The following is a 21,211-nucleotide window of genomic DNA, read 5'->3' on the forward strand; positions in this document are numbered from 1 at the left end:
GACCTGGCGCACGCGGCGCTCGGGCGGGTACGCCAGAATGCCCGCATGCGCATCGTGGTGCTCACCGGAGCCGGCATCTCCGCGGAGTCGGGGGTTCCGACGTTCCGCGACAGCGACGGGCTGTGGGAGGGCCACCGGGTCGAGGACGTCGCGACCCCGGAGGCGTACGAGGCGCAGCCCGGCGTTGTGCAGGCCTTCTACGACGCCCGGCGGCTCGCGCTCGGCGCCGTGGAGCCGAACCCGGCGCACCGGGCGCTCGCCAAGCTCGAGGAGCAGCTGGGCGACGACTTCCTGCTGGTCACGCAGAACATCGACGACCTGCACGAGCGGGCGGGCACGCAGCGGCTGATCCACATGCACGGCGAGCTGAAGAAGGCCCTGTGCAGCTCCTGCGGGCAGCGCAACGAGTGGCTGGGCGACCTCGGCGACCTGCCGCCGTGCCCGTCGTGCGGCCTGTGCGACCTGCGCCCGGACGTGGTCTGGTTCGGCGAAATCCCGTACAGGATGCGCGAGATCGAGGATGCTCTGGCTGAGGCCGACCTGTTCGTGTCGATCGGCACCTCCGGTGCCGTCTACCCGGCGGCCGGCTTCGTCCAGGTGGCGCGGGCGTACGGCGCCCACACCCTGGAGCTCAACCTGGTCCCGAGCGAAGGGCGTTCCATGTTCCACGAGGCGCGGCACGGCCGGGCGGGGGAGATCGTCCCGACCTGGGTCGACGAGCAGCTCCTGCGATGACGCGGCGGCTGCGGGCGACGGCCACGGCCCCCGCCCTGCTGCTCGCGCTCGCCCTGTCGGCCGGCTGCTCGGCCGACGAGGCGACGCCGCGGGCGAGCGGCACGCCGACCCCCGGCGCGGGTGTCGACACCAGCGACGCCGCGGCCGAGCGGTTCGCCGCGTTGCCCGTCGACTCCATCGAGGCGGCGGTCGTCGGTGACATGGCCCGCGTGCGGACGGTGCAGGCGCACGTCGTCGGCACCCACCAGGGCTTCGACGTCGTCGCCGACGTCGCGGTCGACGACGCCGCCGACTGCGTCGGGACCCTGCAGATCGGCGAGGGCACGGTGGAGCTGCTGCGCGTCGCCGGCCAGGTGCACGCCTCGTTCGACCGGGAGCTGCTCGAGGCCCTCGGGCACAGCCCGATCGCTGCGGAGGGCATCGTCGAGCGCGTCGCCGACCGCTGGGTGCTGCTCGACCCCGCGTCCGGCCTGACCGACGTCGCGATCGCCTGCCAGGCGACCCTGGAGGCGATCGGGGGCAGCGTGTTCGGTGACGACCTCGCCGACCTGAGCGTCGACGGGCTCGAGGAGATCGACGACCGCACGGTGCTGGCGCTGAGCCGCGAGAGCGACCAGGGACCCACCCGCGTGTGGGTCGAGGCCGCGGGCTCGCACCGCTACGTGCGCGTCGAGGCGCCGCGCGACGGTCAGGCGTACGTCGTCGACCAGATCGTCTACGACGGCGACGTCGAGGTGCCCGACCCCGCCGCCCGCGGGGTCGTGGACGCCGCGGCCGTCGGCCTGAGCTGACGACGCGACGACCGGGCGCCGGGTAGCGTCCGGAGCGGCCCCGTCGCGTGACGCGGGCCACCTGCGAGGAGGGAGAGCGACGTGGCCGACGAGCCGGACGAGAAGCCCGACGGCGAGGTACGCCTCGTCAAGGGCGCCGTGGTCCGCGGACGTCGCGGCCCCTCGCCGCCCGTGCTGGTCGCCGGCGGGGTCGTGGCGGCGCTGGTCGCGGTCGGGATCGGCGTCGCGGTGTGGCCCTCCGGATCGGACGAGGCCGAGTCGAACGGCATCGCCGACGCCTCCCTGGGCGAGATCGGCGCGGAGATCGACCGCGGCTTCCGCGAGCTCACCTCGGTGCGCGTGCAGCTCACCCCGGCCGACGAGTCCGGCCTCGACTTCGACCTGCGCATCGACGACGCCGGCGACTGCTCCGGGACCTTCGGGCCCGACGGGCAGACGGCCGAGCTGCTGCAGGTCGACGACCGGTTCTACTTCCGCCCGGGCGAGGGCTACTGGGCGCAGAACACGCCCGACCCCTCCGCGGAGGGCGCGGCGGAGACGACGGCCCAGCTCGAGGCGCTGCGCGCCGCGATCGGCGACTCGTGGGTCGACGGGTCGGCCGCGGGCGAGGACCAGCCGCTGCGCGACCTCTGCTCGGGCGGCATCGAGGCGCTCGTGCCGGAGGCCTACGACGCGGACGCGTTCGAGAACGACGGTTGGAGCATCGGCGGGGAGGGCGACATCGCGGGCACGCCGGCGCTGTCGCTGACCAAGGGCGCCGCCGCGACCGTGTGGGTCGCGACCGTCGGCGAGCCGTGGGTGCTGCGGGCCGAGGCGGCGCAGGGCGCGACGGCGGCGACGTACACCTTCAGCGAGCAGAACGAGCCCCTCGAGCTGACGGCACCGTCCGCCGACGAGGTCGTCACGGCCGAGGAGCTGACGGCGGCGGTCACGGGCTGAGCCGGGCTGAGCCGCCGAGCGGCCGGGCGCTGCCAGGGTCAGCCGAACAGCAGCGGCAGCACCACGAGCATCCCGAGCGACCACGTGATGTGTGTGATCGACGAGGCGAGGATGCCGCCGGTGGCCCGGCGCTGCAGCGCCGTCACGACTCCCAGCAGTGCCGCGGCCAGCGCCAGCATGATGTTGCCGGTCGCGGCGGTGGCCAGGGCGTACACGACCGCCGTCACGACGACCGGGTGGCGGGGCACGACGTCGTAGAGGGGCCCGCGGAAGAACAGCTCCTCCGCGACCCCTGCCAGCACGGTGACCACCACGAGGCCGGGTCGCACGCCGTCGCCGGTGTAGGACAGGACGTTGCGCACGGCCTCGTCCAGCGGTCCGATCTCGCGCACGACGAGCCCGCCCACGGTGAACAGCCCGACCAGCCCCAGCCCGAGCAGGAGCGGGCCGACGATGGGCAGCCGCGTGCGGTCGGGGCCGACGCCGCCGAGGCGCACGGGCCCTGCGGCCATGGCGCCGACGGCCCACACCGCGGCGAGCACCACGGTCAGGGAGTAGAAGGTCGCCGAGCCCGGCTCGCTGCGCAGCATGAAGGCCAGCACGACGGCGCCCACCAGCACGGTGGCCGCGACGGTGGCGCGGATGCGGTCGACGGTCACGCTTCGCTGGGCTCCGCGTCCGGCCGCTCGGCCCGGTCGGCCCGCTCGGCGCGTCGGGCCCGGTCGCGGGCCTCCTCGGCCTCGCGCTCGGCGAGCGCACGCCGCACGGCCTCGGCGTAGCTCAGCGGTTCGCCGGGCACCAGGTCGCGGATGGAGTGGTCGGTGACGAGCACCTCCACGTCCATCGAGTCGATGAGGTTGCGCCCGGTCGTGGTGTCGACGTCGGTGACGAAGGACAGCCAGTGCGACGAGAGCCGTGGCGAGAGGATCGGCACGGGCAGGATCGGCGGCGCGTGCCCCTTCTGCACCCGGGCGGCCTCGCGCAGCATGCCGAGGTAGTCGAGCTGGTCGGGGCCGCCGATCTCGAAGACGCGGTCGAGCGCCTCCTCGCGGTCGAGCACGCCCACGAGGTAGCGCACCACGTCGTCGACGGCGATCGGCTGGGTGCGGGTCTTGGCCCACTTGGGCGCGACCATCGCGGGCAGCCGCTGGACCAACTGGCGGGTGATCTCCCAGGAGATGCCGCCGTGGCCGATCACGACCGCGGCGCGCAGCACGGTGACGGGCACGCCGCTCTCGCCGAGCAGCCGCTCCACCTCGCGGCGCGAGCGCAGGTGCGGCGACAGGTCCTCGTCGTCGGCCCCGAGCCCGCCCAGGTAGATGATCTGCCGCACCCCGAGGGCCGCGGCGGCCTGGCCGAACGCGCGGGCGGCGGCCGCGTCCTTGGCCTCGAAGTCGTCGTCGTCGAGCGAGTGCACGAAGTAGTAGGCCACGTCGACGTCCGTCAGGGGCTCCGCGAGGGAGCCCGGGTCGGAGACGTCGCCGTAGACCGGCGTCCCGAGGCCGTCGTAGGTGTCGGGGTGGCGGGTCATCGCGCGCACGTCGTGGCCCTGCTGGAGCAGCGCCGGCACGAGCCGGTGCCCCACGAAGCCGGAGGCGCCGGTCACCAGGACGCGCGTGGGCGCCGTCGTCGGGGTCCCGCTGTCGTCAGGCACCCCCTCAGCATGACGGGCGGGTGGTGAGCCCCTCGGTCGGCTCCGCCGCGCTCCGGCCCGGGTCAGGCGTGCCAGGCGGCGGAGAGGCGGGCGTAGTGACCGCCCCGGCGAGCCAGCTCCTGCGGCGGTCCGTCCTCGACGACCTCGCCGTCCTCGAGGACGAGGACGCGGTCGGCGACCTCGGCCTGCGTGAGGCGGTGGGCGATGGTGAGGGTGGTACGCCCGGTGGTCACCGTGGTGGCCGCCCGCTCGAGCGCCCGGGCGCCGGCCGAGCCGGCCTCCGCGGTGGCCTCGTCCAGCACGACGACCAGCGGGTCGGCGAGCTCGACGCGTACCAGCGCGAGGTGCTGCGCCTGCGCCGGCGTCAGCGGGGTCCCGCCGTCCCCGACGCCGAGGTCGAGGGGGTCGGTGTCCGCGGGCGCCAGGGCGCGCACCCACCCGGCCGCGCCGAGCCGCTCCAGCGCGGCCCACAGTCGCGCGTCGTCCGCCGTCGCGTCGGCGAGCGTGAGGTTGTCGCGCACCGAGCCGGAGAAGACGTGCACCTCCTGGGTGACCACGACGACCGGGCTCGCGCCGTCGCGGGCCGCGCGGACCACGTCGCCGACCGGCCGGCCGTCGAGGAGGACCTCGCCGTCGGTGGGTCGGATCCGGCCCGCCACGACCTGGCCGAGCGTGGACTTGCCGGCGCCGCTCGCCCCGACGACCGCGACCCGCTGGCCGGGCTCGACGGTGATCGTGACGTCCGCCAGCGCGGGCCGCCCGGCTGCGTACCGGTGCCCCACGCCGGAGAGCGAGAGCCGTCCGCACGGCGAGGCGTCGCCCCGCGCCTCGGTCTGCGGCGCCGTCGCGGGCGTCATCCCGGCCACCCCCGCGACGCGGGTCATGGACGCGCCGGCGGACTGCACCTCGTCGAAGATCATCAGGATGATGCCGATCGGGTTGAACAGGCGGTGGAAGAACAGGGCGGCGGTGGTGACGGCGCCGACCGTGACCGGCGCCCCGAGGTCGCCGCGCACCAGGAAGAACCCGGTGCCGAGCACCAGCAGCAGGCCGATCAGCTCGGAGCGGTTGGTGCGCTGCCCGAAGCGGGTCAGCAGGTTCCACACCCGCAGGGTCAGGCTGGCGGAGCGCCACGACGCCGCGGCGACGCGGGCGGCGTGGCGCTCGCCGAGGCGCTGCGCGCGCAGGGTCGCGTGGCCGTGCACGGCCGTCAGCAGGGCCTGGGCGCGCTCGCCGTTGGCGACCCGCTCGGCGCGGTAGTAGGGGCCGGAGCGCGGCAGGTACCACCGCAGGCCGAGCGCGTAGAACGGCAGCGTCGCCAGGCCCGCGAGCCCGAGGCGCCAGTCGAGCACGAAGAAGCCGGCGGCCGTGAACGCGATGGCCACGACCGAGCGGATCAGCATGGGCACGACGGTGGTCACCGACTCGGCGAGCACCCGGACGTCGTCGCCGACCCGCGAGAGCAGGTCGCCCTCGCCCGCCGCCTCGACGACGTCGTGGTCCAGCCCCAGCGCGTTCTCCAGCACCTGCTCGCGCAGGCCCGCCAGGGCCGGCTCCGCGGCCCGGGCCAGGAACGTGACGCTCGCGGCCGAGGCCAGCGTCTCCACGACGGCCGCCAGCGCGATCGCGCCCGCCGACCACCACACGAGCCGTGCCACGCCGGAGGCGTCCTCGACGAGCGCGTCGACCACGAGACCGAGCGCGAACGGGGCGACGAGGCCGGTGAACCCCGACAGCGCGAACATCACGGCCGCCACGACGAGCGGTCCGCGGTGGCCGTCGAAGGCGCGCCACGCCCGCCGTGCGGCCTCGCGGGGGGTCGCGACCGGCAGGAGGGTACGCACGGCAGCGGCCTCGTCGGCAGGCACCGGAGCGGTCTCGCTCGTCATCGCAGCACCGTCTCCCGGTAGGCGGTCCCGGCCAGCAGCTCGCCGTGGGTGCCGGACGCGACGACCCGGCCGCCGCGCAGGTGCAGCACGCGGTCGGCGGCCGCCAGCAGCGCGGGGCTGGTGGTCAGCAGCAGCGTGGACCGGTCGCGGCGCAGGGACGCCAGGCCGGCGCCGATCCGCTGCTCGGTCACGGCGTCCACCGCGGTGGTGGGCTCGTCGAGCACCAGCACCGGCGGGTCGGCAGCGAGCGCGCGGGCCAGGGCGACGCGCTGCTGCTGGCCGCCGGACATGCTCGTCCCGTGCGCCGCCACCCGGGTGTCCAGTCCGGCCTCGCTGATCGCGACCACGTCGTCGGCGGCGGAGGCGGCGAGCACGGCGTCGCGCCGCGCCGCGGCCAGGGCCGCGGCGGGGTCGATGTTCTCGGCCAGGCTGCCCTCGAAGACCTCGACCCGGTGGGGGGCGACGAGGACGTGGGAGTGCCGGGCGTCGAGCGTCAGCTCGTGCAGCGGAACGCCGCCGAGGGTGACGCGACCGGCCTCGGGCTCGCACTCCGCGCGCAACAGCTCCAGCAGCGCCCGGCTGACGGCGGGGTCGTCGACGACGACGCCGACCAGCTCGCCGGGCGCGACGGCGAGGGTGAGGTCGCGCAGCGGCCCGTGGTGCACCTCGTCGAGCGCGAGCGCCGTGTCCGCGGGGGCGTCGTGGTCGCCGGAGCACTCGAGGCGGGGCGTACCCAGGAAGTCCGCCACCCGCTGCGCGCTCGCGCTCGAGGCCGCCCACGCCGCGACCAGCGCGGCGCACATCATCAGCGGCTCGGCCAGGAACTGCGCCAGGCCCACCACCATCACGAGCTCGCCGATGGTGAGGTGCCCGCCCGCGGCCCGCAGACCGGCGACGAGGGTGACCACGGCCAGGAAGAGCATGGCGGCGCCGGACGTCGTGCCGACCAGCAGTCCCTCGGAGCGGGCGGTGGCGACGCCCGCCCGGGCCGCGTCGGCGCTGGCGGTGCGGTAGCGGCGCAGGGCGGCCGCCTGGCCGCCGACGCCCTGCAGGGGCCGCAGCCCGGCGACGAGGTCGGTGGCGAGGCCCGAGGCGCGCGCGATCCGGCCCTGCGCCTCGGCGGTGCGCCGCGTCAGCCCGGGGGCCAGGGCGCGCGAGACCAGCAGCACCAGCGGGGTGCCGACCGCGACCAGCAGGCCGAGCACGGGGTCGATCCAGACCAGCAGGCCCACGGCCACGGCCAGGCCGCAGACGCCGGCGCAGGCCTGGGCGACGTGGCGCACGACCGTCGTCGCGACGTCGGCGTCGGCGGTGGCGATGGAGAGGACCTCGCCGGGCAGCACGCCCGTGCGCGCGCCCGCGGGGGCCAGCACGTGGTCGGCCACGTCGGTGCGGATCCGGTGGTTCTCGGTGTGCATGGCCACCCACGCGATGCGGGACCCGAAGCGGTACGAGTAGCTCAGCGTCGCGAACAGCAGCATCAGCCCGAGCGCCGAGAGGACCAGCGCCGTGACGTCGCCGGTGGCCACCGCGCGGTCGATGATCAGCCCGATCGCGACGGGCACCAGCGCCTCGCAGACCTGCCACGTCGAGATGAGGGCGAACGAGGCGACGAGGCGTCGGCGGTGCCGCCGCAGCGTGCGCCGCAGCACCGCGCGCCCGTCGGCCGGCGGGCCGTCGTCGATCGGAGGGGGTGCGTCGTCCGGGTCCGGGAGGAGGGAGGCGAGCCAGCGACGCATGTTAGGAGACCCTAAGGCAGCAGGGGCGGGGGAGGGGAAACGCCGTGTCCGCGGGGGCGGTTGGGCCCCGTCGGGTGGGGTAGGACGCGGCGGGTGGGGGCAGCGGGAGCAGTGCGGGGAGCGGGGTCGTGAGCGGGCGTACGCCTCGGGTCCTCGCCGCGGTCGGCCTGCTGGCCCTGGGGGTGTGGGGCGTCGGACCGCAGCCGCTGTGGGAGGTGCTGCCCGCGGGGACGCCCGTGCCGACCACCGTCGTGGTCTCCGGCCCCGCGCCGGACGCGTTGCGAGGCGCGGTGGTGGAGCTGCTCGACGGCGAGGCGCCCCTGCCCTCCGTGCTGCCGCTGCTCACCGAGCGGCTGGAGCCGCGGTCGGCGGACGTCCGCCGCTTCCAGGTCGCCGGGGAGACGTGTCACGTCGAGGGCGACCCGGTGCTGACCGTGCTGCGGGGGTCGGTGCTCGCGCTGACCTTCGGCGACGAGGTGCGCACGAGCGCACCGCCGCGTTGCGCGGCCCCCGACGTCCGCGCCTTCGTGCTGGACGTGCCGGCGTCCGCGCTCGAGCGGGACTACGGCCCGCCCCCGCGCCGTGAGCGGGCCGACGTCCCCGGTGCGCTCGACGCCGAGCTGCTGGTGGACGCGCCGCTGGCCGACGAGCTCTACGCCCCGACGATCCACGTCACGGCACCGATGGCCCCGGGCGAGGCGCCGTACGCCGTCGTCGGCCCCGTGCTGCTGCCGGAGCCCGATGCCGACGAGCGGCGCTTCCAGGTCGTGGCCGACGTGTGCGGCCGGACGGGGCCGCCGGTGTTCGTCAGGGGACCCGACGTCAGCGGACCCGACGTCGGCGACCCGGACCTCGGTCCGGACGGCGTGGTCGCCGTGGTGCCGAACGACGGCCGGGAGTGCGCGGTGCCGGAGCGCGCCGTCCTGGTCGTCGACGTCCGGGACTGAGGCGCTCAGAGGCCGTTGCGGCTGAAGTGCTGGTAGTCCTTCGAGCGCTGCCACGCCCCGCCCCACTCCCACCCGATCGCGGCGAAGGCGTCCACCACGGCGTCGTCGGCCAGCACCATCCCGGGCCGCACCACGCCGCGGTCGGTGTAGCTCGTCGCCAGCTCCGGGATCACCACGCGGGCCGACCCGGTGCCCTTGTCGTAGGGGTTCTGGAACGGGTTCACGTCGAGCGCCGTGCCGTAGGCGTGTTGCGAGAACCGGCCGCCGCCCGTCGTGGCGCGGCACACGAACGACTCGGTGTTGTTGCCGTCGCCGGTCGGCTCGGCGTCCAGCTCGGCCGCCGTCGTCACCCGCATCTCCTCGATCGGGAACCGCGCGGCGTAGAGCGCCGCGAAGACCTCGACCAGGTCGTCGGCGACGTCGGTGGCGACCAGCAGCTCCCCGGTGTGCCGCGCGTCGTCGAACCCGACGAACGCGACCCGCACCCAGGCCAGGTCCCGCGCGGCCACCGGGCACCCCTCGCGCCACGTGGAGCGCTCGACGACGTCGGCGGGCGCCGGGGCGGTCACCTCGGACGCGTACCCGTCGCCCGGCAGGGCGGGGAGCGCGTCGGGCGAGGTGAGGCGACGCGGGTCGAGCTCCGTCGGCGTGGGCTGCGGCGCCGCGGTCCCGTCGGCGCGCGCCGGCAGCGGGCGGGTGCCGAGCCAGGGCGGCGCGACGGTGCCGGGCTCGGGCTCCGGTGTCGGCTCGGGGGTGGCGGTGGTCGTCGCGGTCGGGGCGGGTACGCCCGGGCTCGCGGTCGTCGTCGACCCGCCCGGGGTCTCCGCGGGGTCGGAGGCACCGGGCGTACCGCTGCAGCCCGCGAGGACCGCTGCCACGACGAGCCCGGCGACGCCGAGCACGCGGCGGGGCGGGCGGCGGCGGTCCATGGGACGACGGTAGGCGACGGCGGTCGCGCGCCTACCCGCCCGTCGAGCGCCGCACGACGAGCTGCGGCGAGAGCACGATGTGCTCCACCGCGGCGCCCGGGTCGCTGATGACGTCGAGCAGGCGGCCGGTGGCGGCCACGCCCATCTCGGTCGCGGGCTGGCGCACGGAGGTGAGGGGGATCGCGGCGGCGGCGGCGAACTCGATGTCGTCGTAGCCGACGAGGGCGATGTCGTCCGGCACGCGCACGCCCGCGAGGGTCAGCGTCTGGAGCACGCCGAGGGCGACCAGGTCGTTGGCCGCGAAGACGGCGTCGGGGCGGCGGGCGGCCGGCATCTCGAGCAGCTGGAGTCCGCCGGCGCGGCCGGCCTCGACGTCGAGGCTGGCCGCGTCGAGGTGGACGATCTCGCCCGACCCGTGCTCCTCCACGCACTGGCGCGCGGCGCCGAGACGGTGCTTGATCTGGCTGAGCCGCTCGGGACCGCCGACGAAGGCGATCCGGCGTCGGCCGACGTCGAGCAGGTGCTGGGTCGCGAGGCGCCCGCCGAGGGTGTCGTCGACCGAGACCGACGAGAACTCGCGGGCCCCGGTCTTGCGGTCGACCACGACGATGGCCGTGCCGCGGTCGCGCAGGCGCCGCAGCCGGTCGAGCACCTGGCCGGCGGGGGTGACGAGCACTCCGGAGAGGCGCTGCTCGGCGAAGAGGTCGAGGTACGCCTGCTCCCGCTCGTGCGACTGACCGCTGTGGGCGAGCACGAGGGGGCGCCCGACCTCGGCCAGCGTCGCCTCGACGCCCTGCGCGACGCTGGTGAAGAAGGGGTTCGCGATGTCGAGCACGATCATGCCGATCGACTCGTTCGTGCCGCGGCGCAGCTGCCGGGCCGCGATGTTGGGGACGAACCCGAGCTCCTCGATCGCGGCGAGGATCTTGTCCCGCGTCGTCGGCGAGACCTTCTCCGGATGGTTGAGCGCGTTGGAGACCGTGCCGGGCGAGACGCCGGCGTGCCGTGCGACGTCGCGGACCTGCACCTCGGGCATGTCGCGGACGTTAACACGATTTAACGGAACCGGTTGACAGTCTCGTGAGCCCCGTCATAGCGTGCGTGACGCCGCTCATATTGAAACGATTTAAGCGGTCCCGAGGAGGAAGCAGGTCCGATGTCCGACCCCCTGAAGAAGTCGGCCCCCGTGCTGGAGATGGCCGACGTGCGCAAGTCGTTCGGCCCCGTCGCCGCGCTGCGCTCCGGCACGCTCAGCGTGACGGCCGGGTCGATCCACGCGCTCGTCGGCGAGAACGGCGCCGGCAAGTCCACGCTGGTCAAGATCGTCGCCGGCGTGCACCGCCGCGACGCCGGCACGCTGCGCTTCGAGGGCGCGGACGTCGACTTCTCCTCGACGGCCGAGTCGAAGGCCGCGGGCATCGCCGTGATCTACCAGGAGCCGACGCTCTTCCCCGACCTCTCGGTCACCGAGAACATCTTCATGGGCCGCCAGCCCCTCGGTCGCGGCCGCCGGATCGACCGCGCGGCCATGCTCGCCGAGACCCGCGCGATCTTCGAGCGGCTCGGCGTCGACATCGACCCGCGTCGCCCGGCCCTGGGCCTCTCGATCGCCGACCAGCAGATCATCGAGATCGCGAAGGCCATCTCGCTCGACGCCCGCCTGCTCATCATGGACGAGCCGACCGCCGCCCTCTCCGGCGTCGAGGTCGAGCGCCTCTTCGCGGTCGCCCGCAGCCTGCGCGACGAGGGCCGCGGTCTGGTCTTCATCTCGCACCGCTTCGAGGAGGTCTTCGACCTCTGCGACACCGTCACGGTGATGCGCGACGGTGCGTACGTCGCGACCACCCCGATCGCGTCCACCACCCCGGACGCGGTCGTCGAGATGATGGTCGGCCGCGAGATCGGTGACCTGTTCCCCAAGCAGGAGACCGAGGTCGGCGACATCGTGCTCAAGGTCGACGGCCTGCGCTCGGCCGGCACCTTCCGCGACGTGTCCTTCGAGGTCCGCTCGGGCGAGATCGTCGCCCTGGCCGGGCTCGTCGGCGCCGGTCGCAGCGAGATCGCGCGGGCGGTCTTCGGCGTCGACGCCTACGACTCGGGCCAGGTCACCATGGCGGGCAAGCCGGTGCGCCCGGGCAAGCCGCGCGCCGCGATCGCGGCCGGCATGGCCTTCGTCCCCGAGGACCGCCGCCGCCAGGGCCTGGTCGTGGACAACTCGGTCGCCCACAACGTCGCCAGCGTGATCCGCACCCGCCTCAGCCGTCTCGGCCTGCTGACCACGGCGTCCGAGAACAAGGCCGTCGGACCGTGGGCCGGGCGCCTCGAGGTGAAGACCAACGCCCTCGACATGCCGGCGACCACGATGAGCGGCGGCAACCAGCAGAAGGTCGTCATCGCGAAGTGGCTGGCCACCTCGCCGAAGCTGCTGATCATCGACGAGCCCACCCGCGGCATCGACGTCGGCACGAAGTCCGAGGTCCACCGGCTGCTCTCCGACCTCGCGGCGCAGGGCCTCGCGATCCTGATGATCTCCTCCGAGCTGCCCGAGGTGCTGGGCATGGCCGACCGCGTCCTCGTGGTCCGCGAGGGCGAGATCACCGCCGAGCTCGCGCGCGCCGAGGCCACCCCCGAGTCCGTGATGAAGGCCGCGACCGCCGGTCGCGAGGCCCTCGCCCCCGAGCTCCCCGACGTACTCATGAAGGAGGTCAGCGCATGAGCGCGACCCTGACCCGGCCGCAGGCGGGCCCCGGCCGCGGCGCCGCGGTGCGCGGCGTCCTGGCCGGCGCCGTGCGGTCCCGCGAGATCGCGGTCGCCGTCGTGCTGATCCTGGTGGTCGTCGCGGCCACCCTGCGCAACGACAGCTTCGTGTTCTCGAGCGACGGCTGGCGCGACCTGCTGCTGACGCCCTCGATCCTCCTGCTGCTCGCGGCCGGCCAGATGCTCGTCATCATCACGCGCAGCGTCGACCTCTCGGTCGGGTCGACGATGGCGCTGACGGCCTACCTCACCGGCCGCCTGTTCATCGACCAGCCCGGCATCCCGATCCCGGTCGTGGTGCTCGCGGGCATCGCGCTCGGCGCGGTGCTCGGCGTGGTCAACGGGGTGCTGGTGGCGTACGCGGGGGTGCCCGCGCTCGTCATCACGCTCGGCACGATGTACATCTACCGCGGCATCATGCTCACCTGGGCCGGCAGCGACCGGATCACCGCCGACCAGATGCCCCGCGAGTTCCTCGCGCTCGGCACCCAGCAGGTCCTCACGATCCCGGTGCTGACCATCCTGGCCGTCGCCGTGGTCGCGGTGGTCGGCTACTACCTGCACACGGCCCGCTCGGGCCGCGAGCTGTACGCCATCGGCTCCGACCCCGCGGCCGCCCGGCTCTACGGGCTCAAGGTCCCGACCCGCGTGCTCACCGCGTTCGTGCTCTGCGGCGCGCTCGCCGGTCTGGCCGGCGTGCTGCACGCCGCCCGCTACGGCTCCGTGACCTCCTCGGTCGGCAACGGCATCGAGCTGCAGGCCGTCGGCGCCGCGGTCATCGGCGGCGTCGCGATCTTCGGCGGCAGCGGCTCCGTGTGGGGCGCGGCCATCGGCGCGGTCCTGCTGGTCACGATCAACCGGGCGCTCCCGATCCTCGGCATCCCCGAGTTCTGGCAGCGCGCCGTCGTCGGCGCCCTCATCCTCGGCGCCGTCGTCCTCGACCGGGTGCTCGCCCTACGGCGCGCCCGACGCCTCGACGAAGAGAGGGAGCACTGATGTCCGCGCTCAAGCCGACCCCGGCCACCGCCGGCTCCGGGGGCCCGAGCGGCAGCGGCGGCGACGCGCGCTCCGAGCGGATCTACGCGGCGTACGCCCGCCCCGCCTGGCAGCGGTGGCTGTTCACCCGCGAGACGGCCGTCATCGCGCTGCTCGTCGGCGTGCTGGTGTGGGCCAACGTCGAGGTGCCCAACTTCGACGGCCCGCTGACGCTGTACTACCTGTTCCTCGACCTCATGCCGATCCTGCTGATCGCGCTGCCGATGACGCTCATCATCATCACCGGCGAGATCGACCTGTCGGTGGCGAGCACCGTCGTGCTCACCAGCGCGATGACCGGCGTGCTCTGCATCGACCTGGGCTGGTCGTTCGGGGCCGCGGCCCTGGCCGCGATCGCGCTCGGCGCGGTGGCGGGGGCGTTCAACGGCTTCCTGGTCGGCTACGTCGGGCTCCCGTCGCTGGCGGTCACCATCGGCACGCTCGCGCTCTACCGCGGCATCGCCGTCGGCCTGCTCGGCACGGAGGCCAAGACCGGCTTCCCCGACGAGTGGACCGACCGGGTCAAGGAGCGGATCGGCGAGTCGAGCTACCCGCAGGTGCTGATCGTCTTCGGCGTGCTCGCCGTGCTGTTCGTGCTGCTGCTGCACTTCTCCAGCTTCGGGCGCGGCGTCTACGAGATCGGTCTCAACGACGAGGCCGCGCGCTTCAGTGGCGTCGACGTGGCCCGCACCAAGCTGCTGCTCTTCGTGCTTGCCGGCGCCGTCTCCGGCCTGGCGGGCGTCTACTACACGCTGCGCTACGACCTGGCCCGCGGCGACTCCGCGTCCGGCCTGGAGCTGCAGGTGATCGCGGCCGTGCTGCTCGGCGGCGTGTCGATCTTCGGCGGCCGCGGCGCCCTGCACGGCGTCGTCGCCGGCGTGCTCCTCATCGGTGTCATCACCAGCGCCATGCGGCTGCAGGGAGAGACCGAGAACGTCACCACGATCGTGATCGGGCTCCTGCTCGTCGCCTCGGTCGTGACCCCCAGTCTCCTCGCGTGGGCCTCGGGACGCCTGCCCTCACGAGGCAGGGGGAAGAGCGGCCCCGGCCGCTCCGACCCCGCCTGATCCACCCGTCACTCCTGGCTCCCCCACCCCGAAAGGCAGAACGATGAAGTTCAACACCCGGCGCGGCACCGTGCTCGTCGCCCTCACCCTGGCCGCGAGCACCGCGCTGACCGCCTGCGGCGGTGGCGACGGAGACGGCGACGGGGGCGGCGGCAACGGCTCCTCGAGCATCACCTTCCTCCCGAAGAACCTGGGCAACCCCTACTTCGACGCCTCCAGCACCGGTGGCGAGCGCGCCGCCGAGGAGTTCGGCGGCAGCTTCGAGGAGGTCGGCCCGACCAACGCGACGCCCGACGCGCAGGTCCCGTTCATCAACACGGCCGCCCAGCAGGGCGTCGGCGCGCTCGTCGTCTCGGCGAACGACCCGACCGCCCTCGGCGACGCCCTCGAGGAGGCGCGCGACGCCGGCGTCAAGGTCGTCACGTTCGACTCCGACGTGGACCCCGAGTACCGCGACGTGTTCGTGAACCAGGCCTCGCCCGAGGGCATCGCCGAGTCGCAGATCGACATCATCGCCGAGCAGATCGGCGAGGAGGGCGAGATCGCGATCCTCTCCGCCGCCGCCAACGCGACGAACCAGAACACCTGGATCGAGCTGATGGAGGAGTACGCCGCCGAGACGTACCCCGACATCGAGATCGTCGAGACCACCTACGGCGACGACGACGACCAGACCTCGTTCGACAAGACCGCCGCCCTGCTGCAGTCGCACCCCGACCTCAAGGGCATCGTCTCGCCGACCACCGTCGGCATCGCCGCGGCCGCGCGCTACCTCTCGACGTCGCAGTACAAGGGCCAGGTCGCGCTGACCGGTCTCGGAACGCCGAACCAGATGCGTGAGTTCGTCGAGGACGGCACCGTCACCGCGTTCGCGCTGTGGAACCCGGAGGAGCTCGGCTACCTCGCCGCCTACGCCGCCCACGCGCTCGTCGAGGGCGACATCACCGGCGAGGAGGGCGACACCTTCGAGGCCGGCGACCTGGGCGAGTACACGGTCGGCGCCGACGGCGAGATCCTGCTCGGCGACCCCACCGTGTTCAACGCGGACAACATCGGCGACTTCGACTTCTGAGTCGCCCGGCGCCCCGGCCCGGCCCGTCCGGGCCGGGGCACCACCCCCGCACGACCCCGCACCACCCCGGCACACCCCGGCAGCACCCGCCCCACCCGACGTACGCGTGACGACGCCGGCCACTACGATTAAAACGATTCAATCCCGTTCTCGAGGAGAGCCCCCGTCATGCAACGCGTCTGCTTCCAGCTGCAGGTCAGGCCGGACCGGCTGGAGGAGTACCGCGAGCGGCACGCCGCCGTCTGGCCCGACATGCTCGCCGCGCTCGCGGCCTCCGGCTGGCACAACTACTCGCTGTTCGTCCGCCCCGACGGCCTGCTGATCGGCTACGTCGAGGTCGACACGACCATCGAGGAGGCCCAGGCCGCGATGGCCGCCACCGAGGTCAACGCCCGCTGGCAGGCCGAGATGGGCGAGTTCTTCGTCGACCTCGACGGCGCCGCGCCCGACACCGGCTTCGTGCGCCTCGAGGAGGTCTTCCACCTCGAGGACCAGCTCGCCGCAGCCGCCGCCACCGACCCGACCACCCCGACCACCCGCCGTACCGAGGGAGAGCCCGCATGACCAGCTTCGCCGACATCACGCCCACGCTGGAGCGTCTGGCGATCGAGGTCCCCTCCTGGGCCTACGGCAACTCCGGCACCCGCTTCAAGGTCTTCGGCACGCCGGGCACCCCGCGGACGGTGGAGGAGAAGATCGCCGACGCCGCGACCGTCCACCGCTTCACCGGCCTCGCGCCCGCCGTCGCGCTGCACATCCCGTGGGACCTCGTGGACGACTGGGCCGCGCTGCGCCGCTACGCCGAGGACCTCGGCATCGCGCTCGGCACCATCAACTCGAACACGTTCCAGGACGACGACTACAAGCTCGGCGCCCTCACGCACACCGACCCGAAGATCCGCCAGAAGGCGGTCGACCACCACTTCGAGTGCATCGACGTGATGGACGCGACCGGGTCGCGCGACCTCAAGATCTGGCTGGCCGAGGGCTCGAACTACCCGGGCCAGGCCGACATGCGCGGCCGCCAGGACCGCCTCGCCGAGAGCCTGCAGAAGATCTACGACCGCATCGGCGACGAGCAGCGCCTCGTGCTCGAGTACAAGTTCTTCGAGCCGGCCTTCTACCACACCGACGTCCCCGACTGGGGCACCTCGTACGTCCAGGTGGCCGCCCTCGGCGAGCGCGCGATGGTCTGCCTGGACACCGGCCACCACGCGCCGGGCACCAACATCGAGTTCATCGTGGCGCAGCTGCTGCGGCTCGGGAAGCTGGGCTCGTTCGACTTCAACAGCCGCTTCTACGCCGACGACGACCTCATCGTCGGCTCGGCCGACCCGTTCCAGCTGTTCCGGATCCTCGTCGAGGTCATCCGCGGCGGCGGCCTGGACGCGGACTCCGACGTCGCGCTGATGCTCGACCAGTGCCACAACATCGAGAAGAAGATCCCCGGCCAGATCCGCTCCGTGCTCAACGTGCAGGAGATGACGGCCCGGGCCCTGCTGCTCGACCGCGAGGCGCTCACCGCCGCGCAGGAGTCGGGCGACGTGCTCGAGGCCCACGAGATCTTCATGGACGCCTTCTCCACCGACGTGCGCGGCGACCTCGCCGCGTGGCGCGAGAGCCGCGGCCTCCCGGCGCACCCGATGAAGGCGTTCGCGGCCAGCGGCTACCAGGACGGCATCGAGGCCGCCCGTGTCGGCGGCACCCAGGCCGGCTGGAGCTGACGGGCGTACGCCCTCGCCCCTGCACCGCAGACGACACCGCGCACCACGCAGACCACACCCACCTCAGACCCAGAGGAAGCACCCGAGATGACGGATCTCACCACTCCCCAGCAGCTGATCGCCCGGTCCAACCGGCTGGGCTCGGACCCGAAGAACACCAACTACGCCGGCGGCAACACCTCCGCCAAGGGCACCGAGACCGACCCCGTGACCGGCCGTCCCGTCGAGCTGCTGTGGGTCAAGGGCTCGGGCGGCGACCTCGGCACGCTGAAGGAGTCGGGCCTCGCGGTGCTGCGCCTGGACCGGATGCGTGCGCTCGTCGACGTCTACCCGGGCATCGAGCGCGAGGACGAGATGGTCGCCGCGTTCGACTACTGCCTGCACGGCAAGGGTGGCGCGGCGCCGTCGATCGACACGGCCATGCACGGCCTCGTCGACGCCGCGCACGTCGACCACCTGCACCCCGACTCGGGCATCGCGGTCGCCACGGCGGCCGACGGCGAGGCGCTGACCTCGAAGATCTTTGGCGACAAGGTCGTGTGGGTGCCGTGGCGCCGCCCCGGCTTCCAGCTGGGCCTCGACATCGCCGCCATCAAGGAGCGCAACCCGCAGGCGGTCGGCTGCATCCTCGGCGGCCACGGCATCACCGCGTGGGGCGACACCTCCGAGGAGGCCGAGCAGCACTCGCTGTGGATCATCGACACGGCCGCGGAGTACATCGCCGCGAACAGCAAGGCCGAGCCCTTCGGGCCCGCCCTGGAGGGGTACGCCCCGCTGCCGGCCGACGAGCGCCGCGCCAAGGCCGCCGCGCTGGCCGGCACGATCCGCGGCATCGCCAGCAAGGACGCGCTGGCCGCCGGTCGCGGCATGGTCGGGCACTTCACCGACTCCGACGTGGTCCTCGACTTCCTCGCCGCGGCCGAGCACCCGCGCCTCGCGGCGCTCGGCACCTCCTGCCCCGACCACTTCCTGCGCACCAAGGTGAAGCCGCTGGTCCTCGACCTGCCGGCCTCCGCCTCGGTCGAGGAGTCCGTCGCGCGGCTCAAGGAGCTGCACGAGGAGTACCGCGCCGACTACCAGGGCTACTACGACCGCAACGCGACGCCGGACTCCCCGGCGATCCGCGGCGCGGACCCGCTCATCGTGCTGGTGCCGGGCGTCGGCATGTTCTCGTTCGGCAAGGACAAGCAGACCGCCCGCGTGGCCGGCGAGTTCTACGTCAACGCCATCAACGTGATGCGCGGCGCCGAGGGCCTCTCGACGTACGCCCCCATCGACGAGGCGGAGAAGTTCCGCATCGAGTACTGGGCGCTCGAGGAGGCCAAGCTCCAGCGGATGCCGAAGCCCAAGCCGCTCGCCGGGCGCGTCGCGCTCGTCACCGGCGCCGCGGGCGGCATCGGCAAGGCCACCGCGAAGAAGCTGGCCGGCGAGGGCGCGGTCGTCGTGGTCGCCGACCTGAGCCTGGAGAAGGCGCAGGCCGCCGCGGCCGAGATCGGCGGCGCGGACGTGGCGCTCGGCGTCGCGGCCGACGTCTCCGACGAGGCGGCCGTCCAGGCCGCGATCGACGCCTGCGTGCTCGCGTTCGGCGGCGTCGACCTCGTCGTCAACAACGCCGGGCTCTCGCTGAGCAAGTCGCTGCTCGACACCACGGGCGAGGACTTCGACCTGCAGCACCGCGTGATGGCCAAGGGCTCGTTCCTGGTCTCCAAGGCGGCCGCGAAGGTGATGATCGACCAGGAGATGGGCGGCGACATCATCTACATCTCCTCGAAGAACTCGGTCTTCGCCGGGCCGAACAACATCGCGTACTCCGCCACCAAGGCCAACCAGGCCCACCAGGTGCGGCTGCTCGCCGCCGAGCTCGGCGCCCACGGCGTCAAGGTCAACGGCGTGAACCCGGACGGCGTCGTGCAGGGCTCCGGCATCTTCGCGTCGGGCTGGGGCGCCAACCGCGCCGCGGTCTACGGCGTCGAGGAGAAGGACCTGGGCAAGTTCTACGCCCAGCGCACCATCCTCAAGAAGGAGGTGCTGCCGGAGCACATCGCCAACGCGGTGTTCGTGCTCTGCGGCCCGGAGATGACGCACACCACCGGCCTCCACGTCCCCGTGGACGCCGGCGTCGCCGCCGCCTTCCTCCGCTGACCCCCCTTCGCGCCGAGTTGCGGGTTGTGCCGCGCTGGGCGCGTCGAGTTGCGGGTTGTGCCGCCGCCGGCGCGGCACAACCCGCAACTCGATGCTCGGGACGCGGCGAAACCCGCAACTCGACGCAGCAGTACGCAGCAGTACGCAGCAGTACGCAGCAGTACGCAGCAGTACGCGCAAGCAGCAGCCGCAAGCAGCACCCACCGACCGACTCCGAGAGGTACGCCCCGTGAACCGCGACCTGCCCACCCCGCGCCCCGGTGACCTCCGGGTCGCGGCCGTCGACCTCGGCGCCACGAGCGGCCGGGTCATGGTGGCGGTCGTGGGTCCGGGGCGCCTCGAGCTCGCCGAGGTGCACCGCTTCCCGAACGGCGGGGTGCCGGTCGGCGACGCCCTCTACTGGGACGTCCTCGGCATCCACCGCGAGGTGCTCGCGGCGCTGCGCACGATCGCCGCGACCGGACCGCTCGACGCGGTCGGGATCGACTCGTGGGCGGTCGACTACGGCCTCCTCGGGCGCGACGGGCTGCTGCTCGGCAACCCCCGCAGCCACCGCGACCGCCGCACCGACGGCGTGCCGGAGCAGGTCTGGGGCACCGTCGGCGCCGACGAGCTGTTCGCCCGCACCGGCCTGCAGCACCTGCCCTTCAACACCGTCTTCCAGCTCGCCGCCGAGCGGGGTACGCCGGCCCTCGCCGCCGCACGCACCCTCCTGCTCCTGCCCGACCTGCTCGGCTACTGGCTGACCGGCGAGATCGGCGCCGAGCGCACGAACGCCTCGACCACCGGGCTCTACGACGCGACGACCCGCACGTGGGCCCGCGACCTCGCCGAGCGTCTCGACCTGCCGGCGGAGGTGCTCCCGCCGCTGCGCGACGCCGGCAGCCTGGTGGGACCGCTGCTGCCCGCGGTGGCCGAGGCGATCGGGCGTACGCCCACCGACCCGCCCGTGCCGGTGGTCGCCGTCGGGTCCCACGACACCGCCTCCGCGGTCGTCGGCGTCCCGGCGCAGGGGCAGGGGAGCGGCAGCCGGTTCGCGTACATCTCCTCGGGCACCTGGTCGCTCGTGGGCCTGGAGCTCGACGCCCCGGTGCTGAGCGAGGAGGCCCGCGCCGCGAACTTCACGAACGAGGCGGGCGTGGACTCCACGGTGCGCTACCTCAAGAACGTGATGGGCCTGTGGGTGCTCTCCGAGTCGGTGCGCACCTGGCAGGCGCAGGGTCTCGAGATCGACCTGCCCGTGCTGCTCGCCGCGGCCGCCGAGGCCGAGCCGCTGCGCACCGTCGTCGACATCGACGACGCGTCCCTGCTGCCGCCCGGCGACATGCCGGCCCGCATCGCCGCGCTGGCCGAGGCCGCGGGCGAGCCCGTGCCCGACTCGCCGGTCGCGACCGCCCGCTGCATCGTCGACTCCCTCGCCGTGGCCTACCGCCGCCACCTGCGGGCCGCGGCCCGCACGGCCGGCGAGGAGTTCGACGTCGTCCACGTCGTCGGCGGCGGCACCCACAACACGTTGCTGTGCCAGCTGAGCGCCGACGCGCTCGGCGTGCCCGTCCTCGCCGGTCCCGGCGAGGCGGCGGCGCTCGGCAACGTGCTGGTCCAGGCCCGCGCCCTCGGCGCGGACCTCCCCGATCTCGCGGCCATGCGCGCGCTGGTCCGCGACACGCACGAGCTGCGGCGCTACGAGCCGCGGTCTCTGCTCGACTGGGACGCCGCCGAGCGGCGCCTGGTCACCGGCCGACCCACGACCGTGGGCTGACCTCGACCGGCCGCCCGCGGCCACGCCTCTCG

At 74.0% G+C, this 21,211-nt stretch carries 18 protein-coding genes; 12 read left to right on the forward strand and 6 right to left on the reverse strand.

Translation table 11 applies throughout. The annotated features are described in order from the left end of the window. Positions 1-45 precede the first annotated feature (45 nt). The 3 genes from RDV89_RS09985 to RDV89_RS09995 all read left to right on the forward strand — a co-directional run bounded on the left by RDV89_RS09985 (position 46) and on the right by RDV89_RS09995 (position 2,465). Positions 46-735: an NAD-dependent deacylase gene (locus RDV89_RS09985; protein WP_315732886.1), complete on the forward strand. Its 690-nt coding sequence runs from the start codon at positions 46-48 to the stop codon at positions 733-735. After that, the gene (locus tag RDV89_RS09990) at positions 732-1,526 is read left to right on the forward strand and encodes a hypothetical protein (RefSeq protein WP_315732887.1); all 795 of its coding nucleotides are present in this window, start codon (positions 732-734) and stop codon (positions 1,524-1,526) included. Before RDV89_RS09985 ends, RDV89_RS09990 begins: the two co-directional genes overlap by 4 nt. An 81-nt stretch (positions 1,527-1,607) precedes the next feature. After that, entirely contained in the window at positions 1,608-2,465 is an 858-nt protein-coding gene (locus RDV89_RS09995; protein WP_315732888.1) for a hypothetical protein, read from the forward strand. A gap of 38 nt (positions 2,466-2,503) precedes the next feature. On the opposite strand, the gene RDV89_RS10000 is transcribed toward RDV89_RS09995, so the two are convergent. The 4 genes from RDV89_RS10000 to RDV89_RS10015 form a co-directional block, all read right to left on the reverse strand. Continuing rightward, on the reverse strand, positions 2,504-3,124 hold the full coding sequence (locus RDV89_RS10000; protein WP_315732889.1) for a CPBP family glutamic-type intramembrane protease: 621 nt from the start codon (positions 3,122-3,124) through the stop codon (positions 2,504-2,506). Further along, entirely contained in the window at positions 3,121-4,119 is a 999-nt protein-coding gene (locus tag RDV89_RS10005; protein WP_315732890.1) for an NAD(P)H-binding protein, read from the reverse strand. Before RDV89_RS10005 ends, RDV89_RS10000 begins: the two co-directional genes overlap by 4 nt. Before the next feature lie 62 nt (positions 4,120-4,181). Beyond that, a complete protein-coding gene (locus tag RDV89_RS10010) occupies positions 4,182-6,008 on the reverse strand; it encodes an ABC transporter ATP-binding protein (RefSeq protein ID WP_315732892.1) in 1,827 nt (608 codons plus the stop codon). Continuing rightward, on the reverse strand, positions 6,005-7,747 hold the full coding sequence (locus tag RDV89_RS10015; protein WP_315732894.1) for an ABC transporter transmembrane domain-containing protein: 1,743 nt from the start codon (positions 7,745-7,747) through the stop codon (positions 6,005-6,007). Before RDV89_RS10015 ends, RDV89_RS10010 begins: the two co-directional genes overlap by 4 nt. A gap of 128 nt (positions 7,748-7,875) precedes the next feature. On the opposite strand from RDV89_RS10015, the gene RDV89_RS10020 reads away from it, so the two are divergent. Next, positions 7,876-8,694: a hypothetical protein gene (locus tag RDV89_RS10020; RefSeq protein ID WP_315732895.1), complete on the forward strand. Its 819-nt coding sequence runs from the start codon at positions 7,876-7,878 to the stop codon at positions 8,692-8,694. Positions 8,695-8,699: 5 nt separating this feature from the next. On the opposite strand, the gene RDV89_RS10025 is transcribed toward RDV89_RS10020, so the two are convergent. Both RDV89_RS10025 and RDV89_RS10030 read right to left on the reverse strand, forming a co-directional pair. Further along, positions 8,700-9,623, reverse strand: coding sequence for a M15 family metallopeptidase (locus RDV89_RS10025; RefSeq protein WP_315732896.1), 924 nt, complete (start codon positions 9,621-9,623; stop codon positions 8,700-8,702). Positions 9,624-9,654: 31 nt separating this feature from the next. After that, positions 9,655-10,659 (reverse strand): LacI family DNA-binding transcriptional regulator, encoded by a 1,005-nt coding sequence (locus tag RDV89_RS10030; RefSeq protein ID WP_315732898.1) that lies wholly within the window; start codon positions 10,657-10,659, stop codon positions 9,655-9,657. A gap of 120 nt (positions 10,660-10,779) precedes the next feature. On the opposite strand from RDV89_RS10030, the gene RDV89_RS10035 reads away from it, so the two are divergent. From RDV89_RS10035 to RDV89_RS10070, 8 genes are all read left to right on the forward strand, one after another. Then, positions 10,780-12,339, forward strand: a complete 1,560-nt coding sequence (locus RDV89_RS10035; RefSeq protein WP_315732900.1) for a sugar ABC transporter ATP-binding protein — start codon at positions 10,780-10,782, stop codon at positions 12,337-12,339. Next, positions 12,336-13,376, forward strand: a complete 1,041-nt coding sequence (locus tag RDV89_RS10040; RefSeq protein ID WP_315732901.1) for an ABC transporter permease — start codon at positions 12,336-12,338, stop codon at positions 13,374-13,376. Before RDV89_RS10035 ends, RDV89_RS10040 begins: the two co-directional genes overlap by 4 nt. Continuing rightward, positions 13,376-14,482, forward strand: a complete 1,107-nt coding sequence (locus RDV89_RS10045; RefSeq protein WP_315732903.1) for an ABC transporter permease — start codon at positions 13,376-13,378, stop codon at positions 14,480-14,482. Before RDV89_RS10040 ends, RDV89_RS10045 begins: the two co-directional genes overlap by 1 nt. A gap of 43 nt (positions 14,483-14,525) precedes the next feature. Further along, on the forward strand, positions 14,526-15,554 hold the full coding sequence (gene rhaS / locus RDV89_RS10050; RefSeq protein WP_315732905.1) for a rhamnose ABC transporter substrate-binding protein: 1,029 nt from the start codon (positions 14,526-14,528) through the stop codon (positions 15,552-15,554). A gap of 168 nt (positions 15,555-15,722) precedes the next feature. Continuing rightward, positions 15,723-16,118, forward strand: coding sequence for an L-rhamnose mutarotase (locus RDV89_RS10055; RefSeq protein ID WP_315732906.1), 396 nt, complete (start codon positions 15,723-15,725; stop codon positions 16,116-16,118). Beyond that, positions 16,115-17,278, forward strand: a complete 1,164-nt coding sequence (rhaI, locus tag RDV89_RS10060; protein ID WP_315732907.1) for an L-rhamnose isomerase — start codon at positions 16,115-16,117, stop codon at positions 17,276-17,278. The genes RDV89_RS10055 and rhaI overlap by 4 nt, the downstream gene beginning before the upstream one ends. Positions 17,279-17,365: 87 nt before the next feature. After that, positions 17,366-19,420, forward strand: a complete 2,055-nt coding sequence (locus RDV89_RS10065) for a bifunctional aldolase/short-chain dehydrogenase (protein WP_315732908.1) — start codon at positions 17,366-17,368, stop codon at positions 19,418-19,420. Between the two features lie 229 nt (positions 19,421-19,649). Continuing rightward, a complete protein-coding gene (locus RDV89_RS10070; protein WP_315732909.1) occupies positions 19,650-21,179 on the forward strand; it encodes a rhamnulokinase in 1,530 nt (509 codons plus the stop codon). Positions 21,180-21,211: the final 32 nt, after the last annotated feature.

The sequence above is a fragment of the Nocardioides imazamoxiresistens genome (assembly GCF_032378595.1).
Taxonomy (GTDB): Bacteria; Actinomycetota; Actinomycetes; order Propionibacteriales; family Nocardioidaceae; genus Nocardioides; species Nocardioides imazamoxiresistens.

Coding starts and splice junctions, on each gene's coding strand:
- RDV89_RS09990 (WP_315732887.1), top strand. CDS start 732: ATGACGCGGCGGCTGCGGGCGACGGCCACGGCCCCCGCCCTGCTGCTC.
- RDV89_RS10025 (WP_315732896.1), bottom strand. CDS start 9,623: ATGGACCGCCGCCGCCCGCCCCGCCGCGTGCTCGGCGTCGCCGGGCTC.
- RDV89_RS10030 (WP_315732898.1), bottom strand. CDS start 10,659: ATGCCCGAGGTGCAGGTCCGCGACGTCGCACGGCACGCCGGCGTCTCG.
- RDV89_RS09985 (WP_315732886.1), top strand. CDS start 46: ATGCGCATCGTGGTGCTCACCGGAGCCGGCATCTCCGCGGAGTCGGGG.
- RDV89_RS10045 (WP_315732903.1), top strand. CDS start 13,376: ATGTCCGCGCTCAAGCCGACCCCGGCCACCGCCGGCTCCGGGGGCCCG.
- RDV89_RS10055 (WP_315732906.1), top strand. CDS start 15,723: ATGCAACGCGTCTGCTTCCAGCTGCAGGTCAGGCCGGACCGGCTGGAG.
- RDV89_RS10010 (WP_315732892.1), bottom strand. CDS start 6,008: ATGACGAGCGAGACCGCTCCGGTGCCTGCCGACGAGGCCGCTGCCGTG.
- RDV89_RS10035 (WP_315732900.1), top strand. CDS start 10,780: ATGTCCGACCCCCTGAAGAAGTCGGCCCCCGTGCTGGAGATGGCCGAC.
- rhaI (WP_315732907.1), top strand. CDS start 16,115: ATGACCAGCTTCGCCGACATCACGCCCACGCTGGAGCGTCTGGCGATC.
- RDV89_RS10015 (WP_315732894.1), bottom strand. CDS start 7,747: ATGCGTCGCTGGCTCGCCTCCCTCCTCCCGGACCCGGACGACGCACCC.
- rhaS (WP_315732905.1), top strand. CDS start 14,526: ATGAAGTTCAACACCCGGCGCGGCACCGTGCTCGTCGCCCTCACCCTG.
- RDV89_RS10065 (WP_315732908.1), top strand. CDS start 17,366: ATGACGGATCTCACCACTCCCCAGCAGCTGATCGCCCGGTCCAACCGG.
- RDV89_RS10040 (WP_315732901.1), top strand. CDS start 12,336: ATGAGCGCGACCCTGACCCGGCCGCAGGCGGGCCCCGGCCGCGGCGCC.